This is a genomic window from Ignavibacteriota bacterium (genome assembly GCA_016707525.1).
Classification (GTDB): domain Bacteria; phylum Bacteroidota; class Ignavibacteria; order UBA10030; family UBA6906; genus JAGDMK01.
Window position 1 is genome coordinate 271,797 of the sequence record JADJHP010000008.1, and the last position, 13,175, is coordinate 284,971.

At 61.8% G+C, this 13,175-nt stretch carries 10 protein-coding genes; 7 read left to right on the plus strand and 3 right to left on the minus strand.

Annotated elements, in window-relative coordinates; translation table 11 throughout:
- Positions 1-64 precede the first annotated feature (64 nt).
- Together pyrF and IPI01_14250 are read left to right on the plus strand one after the other, a co-directional pair.
- Positions 65-886, plus strand: a complete 822-nt coding sequence (gene pyrF / locus IPI01_14245) for an orotidine-5'-phosphate decarboxylase (protein MBK7258929.1) — start codon at positions 65-67, stop codon at positions 884-886.
- The gene (locus tag IPI01_14250; protein ID MBK7258930.1) at positions 887-2,296 is read left to right on the plus strand and encodes a DUF2851 family protein; all 1,410 of its coding nucleotides are present in this window, start codon (positions 887-889) and stop codon (positions 2,294-2,296) included. It abuts the gene before it with no gap.
- Between the two features lie 108 nt (positions 2,297-2,404).
- Here IPI01_14250 and IPI01_14255 read toward each other — a convergent pair whose 3' ends face one another.
- From IPI01_14255 to IPI01_14265, 3 genes are all read right to left on the minus strand, one after another.
- Positions 2,405-3,019, minus strand: coding sequence for an outer membrane beta-barrel protein (locus tag IPI01_14255; protein ID MBK7258931.1), 615 nt, complete (start codon positions 3,017-3,019; stop codon positions 2,405-2,407).
- 26 nt (positions 3,020-3,045) lie between these two features.
- The gene (locus tag IPI01_14260; protein ID MBK7258932.1) at positions 3,046-4,281 is read right to left on the minus strand and encodes an asparagine synthetase B; all 1,236 of its coding nucleotides are present in this window, start codon (positions 4,279-4,281) and stop codon (positions 3,046-3,048) included.
- A 104-nt stretch (positions 4,282-4,385) separates the two neighbouring features.
- Entirely contained in the window at positions 4,386-6,248 is a 1,863-nt protein-coding gene (locus IPI01_14265) for a hypothetical protein (protein MBK7258933.1), read from the minus strand.
- Positions 6,249-6,323: 75 nt separating this feature from the next.
- Here IPI01_14265 and IPI01_14270 point away from each other — a divergent pair, with 75 nt between their 5' ends.
- From IPI01_14270 to IPI01_14290, 5 genes are all read left to right on the plus strand, one after another.
- A complete protein-coding gene (locus tag IPI01_14270; GenBank protein MBK7258934.1) occupies positions 6,324-7,490 on the plus strand; it encodes a 1-deoxy-D-xylulose-5-phosphate reductoisomerase in 1,167 nt (388 codons plus the stop codon).
- A gap of 14 nt (positions 7,491-7,504) precedes the next feature.
- Positions 7,505-8,821, plus strand: a complete 1,317-nt coding sequence (rseP, locus tag IPI01_14275) for an RIP metalloprotease RseP (GenBank protein MBK7258935.1) — start codon at positions 7,505-7,507, stop codon at positions 8,819-8,821.
- Between the two features lie 149 nt (positions 8,822-8,970).
- Entirely contained in the window at positions 8,971-10,023 is a 1,053-nt protein-coding gene (locus tag IPI01_14280; protein MBK7258936.1) for a hypothetical protein, read from the plus strand.
- A gap of 21 nt (positions 10,024-10,044) precedes the next feature.
- Complete coding sequence (locus tag IPI01_14285; protein ID MBK7258937.1) at positions 10,045-10,740, plus strand: FecR domain-containing protein; 696 nt, start codon at positions 10,045-10,047, stop codon at positions 10,738-10,740.
- A gap of 52 nt (positions 10,741-10,792) precedes the next feature.
- Positions 10,793-13,174, plus strand: a complete 2,382-nt coding sequence (locus IPI01_14290) for a hypothetical protein (GenBank protein ID MBK7258938.1) — start codon at positions 10,793-10,795, stop codon at positions 13,172-13,174.
- The last annotated feature ends 1 nt before the right edge of the window (position 13,175 follow it).

Consider the following 13,175-nt stretch of genomic DNA (forward strand, 5'->3'; position numbering starts at 1 on the left):
GAATTCCGAACTCGCAATTTTGAATTTCCGCGTGTATACTCATCAGTCCCCCGGGAACACGACCATGAACTTCACAGACCGTCTTCGCCTCAGCCAGGAGAACCATAACTCACTGGTGTGTGTCGGACTCGATCCCGATCCCTTGAAACTCCCCCGCCATCTCCAGGGAAAGGACGAGGGCATGCTGCGGTTCAGCCACGGCATCATCGAGGCAACGAAAGAAGTGGCCTGCGCCTACAAGCTGAATCTTGCTTTCTTCGAGGCGATGGGCGACTCCGGGCCCCAGATGCTCCGGAAGACGCTCGCACTGATACCGAAGGATACCATCACGATCGCCGACGGCAAGCGCGGCGATATCGGCAATTCTTCGGCAATGTATGCTCGATCGATCATGACCGATCTCTGCTTCGATTCCGCCACGGTGCATCCGTACATGGGATTCGATTCGGTGGAGCCGTTCGCGAAGGATCCTTCCCGGGGGGTCTTCGTTCTTGCGCTCACGTCGAACCCGGGCGCAAAGGACCTGCAGTACCTGAAGATCGCCGGCACACCGCTCTATGAACACGTGGTCCGCAAGGTGAAGAAGTGGAACACCGCGGGCAACTTCGGACTTGTGGTAGGCGCCACGCGTCCGGCACAGTTGAAGCAGATCCGTGCACTCGCACCGAAGATGCCGTTGCTCATCCCCGGCATCGGCGCACAGGGGGGCGATGTTCGTAAGGCGGTGCAGTATGGCTGCGATGCCACGGGTGCCCTGGCGCTGCTCAATGCCTCACGCAGCATCCTGTTCGCTTCCGCGGGCGAGGACTTCGCCGATGCGGCACGGACCGCGGCGCACGCACTCCGCGATGAGATCAACCGTTACCGCGAACAGTACTTCGGGTAGATGACGCGCCTCCCGGAATCGGCCCTCCACCGGATCTGGGAACGGCACAGCGTTCTCCTCCCCCGCCTGCGCACCCGCGATGGCCGCGCGGTCAGGATCATCCGCGCCGGCACACCGAACCCCGACAGCGGCCCCGATTTTCTCGGGGCCGTTCTCCGCATCGGCGCTACGACGTTCCGCGGCGATGTGGAGATCCATACGACCTCCACGGGATGGCATCACCACCATCACCATACCGACCCGCGGTATAACCGCGTGATCCTCCATGTCGTGGCCGAAGACCCGGACACCAGCCCGGCCGCATGCACGGCATCCGGACGGCGTCTGCCAGTCCTCATCCTCCCCGCCATCGTTCCCCATACAGCCGTCCATGCATCCGATAGGGATCGCATCGTTACTTCGTGTGTGACGCGGCTGCAAAGCAACGGCGATCCGCGGGCGATGCTTGCCCGCCTTGGCCGGGCACGGCTCCGGCGGAAGGCACGCCGGTTCGAACACCGACTCCGGCAACTCGTCGCAGAAGAACACGGCATCGTCGCCGAACCGGAACCCTCCTACGCAACCCGGGAGCGCATCGGTCCGCACCCGGCATATGCGTGGCCACTACGCACGCTGCGCGAGCCGCACCTCTGGGAGCAACTCGCCTACGAAGGCATGATGGAATCGATGGGGTACGCGCGGAACAGTGCCGCGTTCCTGCTCCTGTCGCGGACGATCACCTTGCGCATGCTGCGGGGTCGTGGACTCACCGATGTCGATGGGGTCATGGGGATGCTCTTCGGCGCAGCAGGACTGCTGCCGGCCCCGGAAACACTGGATGATCCTGATGCTGCCGTGTGTGTCCGCCGGCTCCGGCGCCACTGGCACACGGCCGCAGCGTCGTTGGACCATTCACGCCTCACCGGGGCCGACTGGGTCTTCTTCCGGTTGCGGCCGGCGAACTTCCCCACCGCGCGGATCGCTGCCGTCGCATATCTTCTGCCGGTGCTCTTCGCAGACCGGCGCCTGTGCGCCATCATGCGTGATGCGGTGTACGGGGTTGGACCGGTCCGTGCGCGGCTGCGCCGGCTGCAGTGCGCCTGCGCCATCGCTCCGGAGGGGTACTGGTCGCACCATCTGCATTTCCGGGACCGGTGGAAGGATCGCGGCATACGTCTCGGGCGGGACCGCATCGCGATCATCATGATGAATGCTCTGGTTCCCGCTGCTCTTGCGTATGCCCGGGTCACGCATGATCGCCGTCTCGCACGGAAGGTCTACGCATTGGCACGCGACATCCCACCCCCCCATGAACCGGCGATCATCCGGGAGATACGCGCGCATGGGCTGAACAAGGAGATGAAGCTGACAGCAATGGAGGAAATGGGGCTGCTGGAACTCCGGAGCCGGGAGGAGAGAAGATGGACGTAAGAGGGAGATAGCGGCGACGCACGAATGAGGAGCGTCCCCAACAAAGAAGAAGGAAGAAGAGGCACAACACTCTTCTTCCTTCTTCCTTCGTCCGTGGTCCTTGCTACCCTAGAAGGTGATCCCGATCGAGATCGGGATGTACGTGCTCGTTTCCCCTTCCGTCATGATCCACGTGTACTTGCCTTCGATGAAGAGCGTGATGCCGACCTTCAGATCGACGCCGGCGCCCACATTGAATGCGGTCTTGGTCTCACCTTTCACGCCGGCGATCGTTCCCTGCTGGATCCCGTTCATCTTGATCGTCGCATCGTTCACGGAGATGCTCGCCAGCCCGATACCGCCGGTCATGTAGGGCGTCACGATCGGCAACGGAAGGATCGCCCACTTCAGGTTCACATTACCCGACAGGATGTTGATGCGTCCGCCATCGATGCTGAACATCGATGCCGCAGACCCGGTCAGCTTCGCAAGCGCTTCCTGATACTTCCCGTTGTCCGGCGCGAACGAGATATAATCGCCGGAGACCCGCAGGGAAAGGATCGCGAACGAGATATCAAGGTGCGCTCCCCCTCCCAATCCCGAACCATAGACACTCTTCATAGGTTCGGCGACATTGATGGACCCGATATTGCCCTGGACCCCGAACTTTACCGACGGCATCTGAGCAAAGGAGATCGATGCAGCCACCACGAGCACCGTAACGAGGAGTAGAGACTTCTTCATACAGGACCTCCGCTTGTTGATGTTGTTCATGTTTTTTGTTGCTTCTTCTTTGCTGCCGGAAACAGAATGTTGTTCAGGATCAGCCGGTACCCCGGCGAATTCTTGTGCAGGGAAAGGTTGGTGGGCGGGTCGCCGACCGCATGCTGGTAATCCTCCGGATCGTGCCCGCCGTAGAACGTGAACGTGCCGCGCCCCACGTTCCCGTGCAGGTACCGCACCTGATCCATCCCGTCGCGCTCCGCAAGGATGATGCAGGAGCGCTTCACCAGCGACTTCTTGAAGTTCGTCGTCTGCCCGAGGAACCCTTTGAGCACGTTCACATGGCATTGCGTGAGCATGGTCGGCACCGGATCGAACTTTGCCGAGAACTCAAACAGTGTGAAGTAGTCCGTCTCCGGATCCTGCAGCGCAAGCACATCGCTCGGCGGCTGGTCGATGTCGGAGTACTCGTAGCGCAGCGGATTCCTCTCAAGGCTGAAATCGGTGAACGCAAAGGTCCTGGAGTAATCCAGCCTCGACTGCGCGTCACGGTCCGGAGGATCACCGTCATACATCACGTCGCAGATGTCGGTGTTCTCCGCGGCCAGCGCGATGTCGTACGAGTCCGCTGCCGAGCACATCGCGAAGAGGAACCCTCCGTTCGCCACGTAGTCGCGTATCGTCCGCACCACGGCCTTCTTCAACTCCGACACCTTCCGGAAGCCGAGCTTCTTCGCTTCTGCTTCCTGCATCACCTGCTGTTCGATATACCAGCTCGCGCCCGCGAAGGATGCGTAGAATTTCCCGTACTGACCGGTGAAGTCCTCGTGATGCAGATGCAGCCAGTCGTACTCGTTCAGCTTTCCACCGAGCACTTCCGTGTCCCACAACTTCTCATACGTGATCTCCGCATACTCGAGGGCAAGTGTTACGGCATCGTCCCACGGCTGGAACCCGGGCGGCACGTACACCGCAATGCGCGGGGCCTTCTCGAGCCTCACCACATCCATATTGTTGTCGTCGCGCTGGACCTCCTCATAGATCCCGGCCGCCTGCCCACCGCCAATGCTCTGCGCGGCAATGCCGCGCACACGGCACTCGGTGACCAGCAGCGGGTTGCTGTCCATCATGAACGAGCCGCCGCGATAGTTCAGCAGCCAGTCCACCTCGATGTTCTTCGTCAACGCCCAGTAGGCGATGCCGTACGCCTTCAGATGATCGGTCTGCTCGAGATCCATCGGGATCAACAGTTTGTCGGCGGCAACGGCACGCGGGGTCAGCATGCCACCTGCAAGAATGAGCAGTGCAGCAGCAACAGCATGCGGGGGAAGCAGTCCTCCCGCGACCGCCCGGAGCGCTGCGGTGGCAGAGGTACGGATGCGGGTTCTCACAGAGCATCCCCCCGTAACTGGCGGATCCGTTTGCGTGCCTCACCCGCGAACACCGATGTCGGGAACTCCACCAGGAGCCGTTCGTATGATGCGATGGCATCCTCCCTGGCATGAAGCCCGAACTGCTGGACGGTGGCCTTCAGAAAGAGTGCACGGTCCGGCACACGGCACTGCTCGCGCAGGTCGGTGAGGAGCCGGTCACATGCCGCAACAGCCTCCCTGGCCATGCCAGCACGCAGAGACAGTGTCGCCGAACGCAGGACCGCATCATCCACGATCGGCGTGCGCGGATACCGCGACACGAGTTCCGCGAGCACGGCGATCGCTTCGGTATTCTTTCTCTGGTGTGCGAGGAATTCGGCCTTGCCGAACAGCGTGAGAGCGGCCGGTGCTGCCTGTGCATTCTCTTCGAGCAGCGCGCGAAGGTCCAGCGCATCGTTGGCGAAATCGTGCTCGGTGTTGCTCGAGATGCTGTCCAGCAGGGCCATGGCATCCGGGATACGGCCGTTGTAGAAGGCGATTCCGGCAAGGCGGAGCCGCGCTTCGTCCAGCTGGTCGGGCGTGGCGCCGGGCACAACCGCTACGCCCCGGAATGCCGTGGCGGCCGCGGTGGTATCGGCGCGGCATAATTGGATCTCGCCCAGGCGGAGTTGCACGTCGGTGCGCAGCATCTGGGACGCCGCGGGCGAGGCGAGGATACGCTGGAACGTCTGGAGCGACTGGTCCAGATCGAAATACTGGCGGAGGTGGATCGTCCCGCTCTGATAGAGGGCCCGTGCCGCGAATTCCGTGTTGGGAAACTCCGTGACGATCGCGTCGAACGACGCCAGGGCGCCGGCGAACCGTGTCCGCGATTCCGATGCCGGCCGGAGGTCCGGCGTGCCGGTCACCTGCAGGCTATCGCGCGCGATCTGCAACTCCATTGCGGCGCAGGCAGCACCGTACCGGGCCTGCGGGATGCGCGGGGCAGGAAGGTCGCGGTCCAACGCCTCGCGGTACGCATTCGACGCTACATCGTAGGCATGCTCACGGTACACGCGCTCCGCAAAATCGAGGATCGCAACGCCGCGGGCGGACGAGAGCTCGTCGATGTGGCGGTAGACATCGAAGGCCTGCGGGAAGTCCTTCCCTTCGAGGTAGAGCCAGCCCAGGAGTTCGTACAGGCGGAGGTTCTCCCCATTGCGCAGGGCCTCACGCACCGCCGCGATGGACGCGCTCCGCCCCTCCTCTTTCCAACTGTACATGCCCATGCGTGATTGCACGAACGCGATCTGGGAGGGATTCGCGCTGAGCCACTGGAGGTATTCCCGCGTCGCCCCGGCGTACTCCATGGTCGCCGAGAGCAATTGCGCCAGTTCAAGGGTGAAAAGCCCGGGATCCTTGCACCCTATCCGCCCTTTGCGGTAGGCTTCTGCTGCCCTGTCCAGCAGCCTGTTCTCCACGAACGTCGATGCGAGCGTGCGGTATGTCTGCTGTGCCGCCGGGGCAAGCGACATGGCCTGATCCCATGCCGCGGTGGCCAGGTGCTCATCGCCGGACCGATAGTAGGCGGTACCGAGCATTGCATGGAGGGCGACATCGGAGGGAAAGAATTGCAGACGGGCCTTGATGACCGCCACGGCCTCTTCGTACCGCTTCAGGGCCATGGCGGTGCGGTGGACACCGTCAAAGAAGGCGTAGTTCTGCGGATCGCGCCGGAAGAGGTCGCGATACACTTCCGCCGCCCGTTCATGCTCACCGGCCTGCTCGAGGCCCTGGGCTAAACGAAACTTTGCCTGCAGGTCCGGCGTTTGACTACGTGTGCCAGCCGGGACGAGCAGCATCAGAATGAGGCAAAAAGCCGCATAGATATTGCGCATACGAAGGAAATGTACCTTCCTCCGGCTTGATATACAAGCACCGTTTATGTACCTTGATGACATTCCTGGAGTGCTGTGAAACGTCCCACCAACATTGCCATACTCGGCTCCACTGGCTCGATCGGCCGCAGCAGTCTCGAGGTGATCGAGGCAATGCCGGACCGCTTCCGCGTTACCTGTCTTACTGCACACCGTAATACCGACATTCTTGCCGAACAGGTACGCCGGTTCAAGCCCCGGGCGGTCGTTGTGACCGATCCCTCCCGCGCCGGAGATCTGCGCGCACGGGTGGATGGTGCGACGGAGGTGTTGAGTGGCGACAGTGCCCTCCTCGATGTGGTGGCACGGGAGGATGTGGATATCGTCATCAGCGCGCTTGTCGGTTTCGCGGGGCTCCATCCCACGTTACGCGCCATCGAAGCGGGCAAGGACATCGCCCTCGCGAACAAGGAAACCCTTGTCGTCGGCGGCGAGCTGGTCATGGCGAAGGTGCGGGAGCACAAGGTCCGCCTCCTCCCGGTCGACAGCGAGCACAGCGCGATCCTCCAGTGCCTGCAGGGCGAGGACCCTCACAGCGTCAACCGGTTGATCCTCACCGCGTCGGGTGGCCCGTTCCTGAACACGCCGCGCGAGGAGATGGCAGACATCACCCCGGCGCGGGCGCTGAAGCATCCGACCTGGACGATGGGGGCCAAGATCACGATCGATTCCGCCACGCTGATGAACAAGGGGCTGGAAGTGATCGAGGCGCAGTGGCTGTTCGGGCTCCCGGCAGAACGGATCGAAGTGATCGTCCACCCGCAATCCATCATCCACTCGATGGTGGAATTCGTGGACGGGTCGGTGAAGGCGCAACTGGGCATCCCGGACATGAAGTTGCCCATTCAATATGCGCTCACCTATCCCGAACGCCCGCCGTCCGGTTTCAAGCGGGTGGATTTTGCGGCGCTCGGGCGGCTGACCTTCCAGGACCCCGACACCGAACGGTTCCCCTGCCTTTCCCTTGCCTTCCGGGCGATGCGTGAAGGCGGCACGGCACCGGCGGTCCTGAATGCAGCCAATGAAGCAGCGGTAGCCCTCTTCCTCGACGGGAAGATCGGCTTCACCGCCATCCCCGAACTGATCGCGCAGACGATGGATGCACTTCCACCGTCGGGCGCTGTGACACTGGAGTTGATAGATCGAGCAGATCGTGATGCGCGGGCGTTCGTCGCGCAGGCGGCTGCGGTATTCTCACACTGACGGACGGTTGGCCCATGGAGTTCCTCCAAACAGCGATGTATTTCATCCTCACGCTCGGCGTGCTGGTCTTCGTGCACGAATTCGGGCACTTCATCACCGCGAAACTTTCCGGCATGAAGGTGGACCGTTTCTCGATCGGCTTTCCTCCCCGGGCATTCGGCAAGCAGATCGGCGAGACCGACTACTGTATCTCCTGGATCCCGATCGGCGGCTACGTGAAGATCGCCGGGATGATCGATGAGAGCTTCGACACCGACTATCTCGCGCAGGCACCCCAGCCGTGGGAATTCCGCGCAAAGCCCGTCTGGCAGAAGATGCTCGTCATCTCGGGCGGCGTGATCATGAACATCCTCCTCGCAATCGTCATCTTCTGGGGCATCAACTTCGTCCAGGGAACGGTCATCCGCGAGACGACCACGATCGGGATGGTGGCAGAAGGAAGCGTGGCGCAGAAGAGCGGACTCCTGGGGGGCGACAGGATCGTCCGCATCAACGGTACCGCGATCACGCATTGGGATGAGATCCTGAACAGCGTGTACATCGATCAGGCCGGTGAGGATGTGCAATTCACGGTGAACCGCGCCGGATCCGAGATGGACATCACGATCCCGCGCTCCGCGATCCCCGAACCGAACGAGACGGCATTCGGGATCATCCCCGACCAGACCGAGATCCTCGTCGGCACGGTGCAGGGGGGCATGCCCGCCGACGCCATCGGACTGAAGCCGGGTGACGTATTGACGGCGATCGGCGGCGAGAAGCTCGTCACCGATGCACAGGTGAAAGCGGTCGTGCAGCAGCATGCCGGCAAGCCCATTGCCATAGAGTGGCGCCGCGATGCCGCGATCATGAAAGGGACGGTCACGCCGACGGACGATGGCCGCATCGGGATCGGTTTCGGCTTGCGCTACACCGGGCCGACGCGCAAGGTGGAGTATTCGTTCTTCGGTGCCCTGCCCCACGCCCTGACGAATGTCGTGGATGTGAGCGTGTTGTTCGTGAAGCAGGTCTGGCAGATCATCGTCGGCAAGGTGGCGTTCGCCCAATCCGTGGGCGGCCCCATCAAGATCGCTCAGATGGCGACGCAGACGGCGGAGATGGGACTCCTGACCTACCTCGGCTTCATGGCCCTGCTCAGCATGAGCCTGGCCATTCTCAATTTCCTCCCGTTCCCGGCGTTGGACGGCGGACACATGGTCTTCCTTGTGTACGAGGCCATCTTCAAGCGCGAAGTGCCGGTCAAGGTGCGCATGGCGCTGCAGAAGGCAGGGTTCGTCCTGTTGCTGGCGTTCATGGCGTTCGTACTTTATAACGATATTCGGCAGTTCTAACCCCTCCGGGGAGGTGCCTGTGTAGGGGCGGTGCATGCACCGCCCCTACACTCTCCCGACACGCCCTCCCACCGTATTGCTTGGCACCCGCCAAATTCTTATCATACCTCACTACACGCAGTTCTTCCACTTATCCTCGGGGCGATACCATGAGAGCTCTTCTCTTCTTCATCGCCATCGTTGTTGTTGCGATGCCCGCAGCAGTGGCGCAATCGCCGGTCATCGACATCAGCACATCGACAGCGCCCGTGGATGTCCTCACCATTCAGGATGTCGATTTCATCAACGCGTTGTCCCCGAAGTGGCTGTTCTCCATCGACCTTCGGATCCGCGGCGGCGTTCCTGCATCAGTGAATGCATCCATGGCGATCACGCTCGACGTCCAGATGGCGACCGGCGAATCCTTCACGCGTGTCTCATCATACTCCACCAAGCAGTTCGAGATACCCGGAACCCGTTCGTTCAGCAATCTCGACCTCGCCAGCCCGGCGGTCAAGGCCGAGTATGTGATCGATGACGTCGCGAAGAAGAGAATGGAACAGCTCGCCCTGCCCACAGGATATATGCCCGCAGGCATCTATACCTTCAGCATCGAGGTCATGCTCGCCCGCTACAACACGACCTATGTCGCGAAATTCCGCTTCGTGCTGACCAACCCCTCGCGGCTCGATCTGGTGATGCCGATGCAGAACGATCGTACCGTGAACGAATTCCCGCTGTTCCAGTGGACGTTCGACGGCCCGCGTTCGCGGCTGTCGGTGTTTGAGAAACTCCCCAACCAGTCATCCCTGGAAGAAGCCGTCAACGGCGTGCCGCACCTCTCCACCGAGGTCAGCACGACCTCGTTCCTGTACCCGTCGGCCGGTGTGCGCCCCCTCGAGCCAGGAAGGACCTACGTCTGGTTCGTGGAAGGGATCTACGGCAACACCAGCGGCCCGAGCAACACGGTGAAGAGCCAACTCCGCGCCTTCACCGTCTCCGCGGGCGGGTCCAACATGGTGATGGAGAACCTTCTCGCGGACCTCGAGAAGGCTCTCGGGCCGGCTCACAAGCCGGTGTTCGACAAGATCCGGAGCAGTCTGTTGTCGCCGACCGGACAGATGCGGGTGGATGGGAAGACGATCACGGTGAGCGACCTCGTGAAGCTCATCAATCAGTTCCGGTCCAACCCGAGCCACGTCATCTCCACCGATCTCGAATAGCGCCTCCTTCCGGAGCTCCCCATGAACCGACATATCAGAAACGTCGTCTGTCTCCTGATCACCCTGAGCATCGCTGCGCCGGTCTTCGCCGCGCCTCCCGGCACCCCGGTCGCCCTCCTCAGCAAGGTCATCCTCGATGTCCTCAAGAAGGAATCCGGCAAGGAGTGGGCGAAGGCCACACGCGGACAGACCCTCGCATCCGGCGACATGGTGCGCACGGGCGAAGGAGCGCTGGCGATCATCAAGTTCAAGGACAACAGTCTCGTCCGCCTGCGTGAACGTTCCGTCATGACCATCACCGGAACGCAGAACGGCAATAACCTCTCGAAGTCCGTCGAGGTCCAGACCGGCGTCGTCGGATTCAACGTCGCAAAGCAACGGTCCAGCGAAGAGTTCCGCTTCACATCACCGACCTCTGTCGCTTCGATCCGCGGAACCGCCGGGGTCTTCAACAGCTCGGCGCAGTCCGATACGCTGACCGTGACCGAAGGCCTCGTGCAATTGTTCAACCGTGTCTCCTCACGCACCGTCGATGTCGGTGCCGGCTTCACAGGGATCTCGGGAAAGAATGGCTCCATCGTAAGCCGCACCACCACCGAACAGGAACGCCAGGCTGCACTCAATGCTCTCCGGGATGATGCCCGCCGCCGGCTGGACATCGAACTGCGTGACCCGCAGGGCAAGACCAATCGCCTGAAGATCGAATTCAACGACTAACGAACGGCCGCCGCTCCCCATGACCCTTCGAACCCTGTGCACCGCCGGAGGAATGCTGCTTCTTCCGGCGGTCATGTTCGCGCAGCTGTCTACCTATGTGTCGTCCACATCCCCGGCTTCCGCACCACCGCGCAAACCGGTGCCGGTCACGGTGGAACTCCAGCAGGGACACCGGATCACCGATGTCCAGATCCTCTACCGGCCGTTCGGTTCATCGAACTGGCGGAAGGCGGAGATGGACCTCCGCGGCAACACGGCCCGATTCACGGTGACCAAAGAATATGCCCTCGCGCCGTTCTTCGAGTACTACCTCATCCTGACGGAAGGGTCGGGAAAGCGGACCTCCTATCCGGCCGCTACAGGCGATGACCCCATCAAGGCCCCTCCGGCCCAACCCCTCCGCGTGTCGATCGTGGACGAGGACAAAGAACAGGTGCTCTTTCTCAGTCCGGAACCCGATGCCGTTCTCGAACCGGATGACGTCCTGATCTCGATTTCGCTCCTCCGCGCCGATTCCGCGGTGGTCCGCAAGGCAACACAGATCAAACTGGACGACATCAACGTGACCACCGGAGCGGTGTTCAGCGAGGACCTCATCGTGTATGCACCGGACAATCAGGGGATGACCCTGTCTCCCGGCGTCCACACCGTGAAGATCGGGCTCTTCAACCGCAAGGGACAGCTCCATGGCACCGCCGAGCTCTCATTCACGGTGCGGAGCGTGGGACGCGATGTCTACGCAACCCCGACGCCCGTGAGAGGCTTCGACTACAAGCTGGATGTGAATGTGGAATCCCGCCACGAACAGATCCGGAGCGAAGGTACGTGGTACAACAGGGCGGGCGCCACGTTCCGGGGCAAGACCGGGATCTGGGGCTTCAACTCGAACATCTTCCTCACCTCCGACGAACGGTCCGACCGGCAGCCGCAGCACCGCTTCTTCGCAGAGGTCGAAACACCGTGGGTGCAGGTCGGCTACGGCGACCACTATCCCGTCCTCCCCGAACTGATCCTGAGTGGCAAGCGCGTCCGCGGCCTCTCGAGTTCCGCACAGTACGGCATCTTCGGGGTCGATATGACCCTTGGCCAGATCACCCGGAGCGTCGAAGGCAAACTGGTCCGCCAGTTCTCCGCAGACAGTTTCAGCGTTGAATTCCACCGCGACTCGACCGCGGCGTATGGACTGGTGAGCCCGGGGACCTTCGGGCGGTTCAACTACGGCACGTATTCCCGGGACCTGTTCGCGATCCGCCCGAGCGTCGGCGACCGCGAGACCTGGGAGGTCGGCTTCTCATGGTTGAGCGCGGGTGACGACAAGAATTCCATCCACTATGGCATTGCACCGAGAGAGAACATCGTTGTCGGGACGGACTTCGTGGCGCGAATGGATAACAGCCGCATCGAGGTCACCGGCTCGGCCGCGGCGAGTGCGTACAACATGGACATCTCCAAGGACGATTTCACCGACGAGGACATCGACAGGATCTATGCGTCAGGCGCGGAAGGTATCAAGAAGGTGCGCGACATCCTCAGTCCGTACATCACGGTGAACGATAACTTCCGTCCCCTGAACGTGGACAAGCTCCCCACGATCGCCTATGAGGTCGGCCTCGGGCTGAATTACTTCAACAACTATCTCAAGTTCACCTATCTGTACCACGGGAACGATTACACGTCCTTCGGGCAGTCCTTCCTGCAGACCGACATCAAAGGCTTCTCGATCGTCGACCGGGCCCGCCTGATCGACAATCAGGTCTTCCTGACGCTGGGATATGAACGCCTCGAGGATAATACCAGTGCCACCAAGGTCGGCACCACGATGTTCAACAACGTGAATGTGGCGGCGACCTACATGTCGCGGTCGGACCTGCCGACGTTCACCGTTGGTCTTTCGGTGTACGACAACGACAACGGCCTGTCGGTGAACGGGCGCGACAGTCTGGCGGCGATCAGCGACGCAACACTCCGCCTGTATATGCAGAGCTCGTACGAATTCAGCGCGGGCGCCCGCCATACGGCCACGGTGAGCCTTTCGACATCGAACCGCGACGACGAGTCCGTCCGTGCCTACGACGTGCAGAACGTCAGCGCGGAGCTCGGACTCACGACCCTGTATCAGGCACCGCTGCGCACCACGGTCTCTGCGGCGATGTTCCTCAACACGCTTCCGCTGTCCGGCTTCCGCGGCCAGACACAGAACCTGAACTACGGTGTGGTGACGTTCGCCGCCCGGTATGGCTTCATGAAGAACCTCCTGACGGTCGCCGCCACCGTCGCGCCGGCCTTCGGCGACTATCACCGGATCGCGTTCGACACCGGGGTGGAATGGACCGCGCGGCCGGATATGCAACTGCTCCTGCAGTTCAGTTTCTTCAAGAACTCCGATGTACCGAACGAGAGCGTCATGAGTCTGCGGTACAGGTACACCATCTGAC

Coding starts and splice junctions, on each gene's coding strand:
- pyrF (MBK7258929.1), top strand. CDS start 65: ATGAACTTCACAGACCGTCTTCGCCTCAGCCAGGAGAACCATAACTCA.
- IPI01_14250 (MBK7258930.1), top strand. CDS start 887: ATGACGCGCCTCCCGGAATCGGCCCTCCACCGGATCTGGGAACGGCAC.
- IPI01_14255 (MBK7258931.1), bottom strand. CDS start 3,019: ATGAAGAAGTCTCTACTCCTCGTTACGGTGCTCGTGGTGGCTGCATCG.
- IPI01_14260 (MBK7258932.1), bottom strand. CDS start 4,281: ATGCTGACCCCGCGTGCCGTTGCCGCCGACAAACTGTTGATCCCGATG.
- IPI01_14265 (MBK7258933.1), bottom strand. CDS start 6,248: ATGCGCAATATCTATGCGGCTTTTTGCCTCATTCTGATGCTGCTCGTC.
- rseP (MBK7258935.1), top strand. CDS start 7,505: ATGGAGTTCCTCCAAACAGCGATGTATTTCATCCTCACGCTCGGCGTG.
- IPI01_14280 (MBK7258936.1), top strand. CDS start 8,971: ATGAGAGCTCTTCTCTTCTTCATCGCCATCGTTGTTGTTGCGATGCCC.
- IPI01_14285 (MBK7258937.1), top strand. CDS start 10,045: ATGAACCGACATATCAGAAACGTCGTCTGTCTCCTGATCACCCTGAGC.
- IPI01_14290 (MBK7258938.1), top strand. CDS start 10,793: ATGCTGCTTCTTCCGGCGGTCATGTTCGCGCAGCTGTCTACCTATGTG.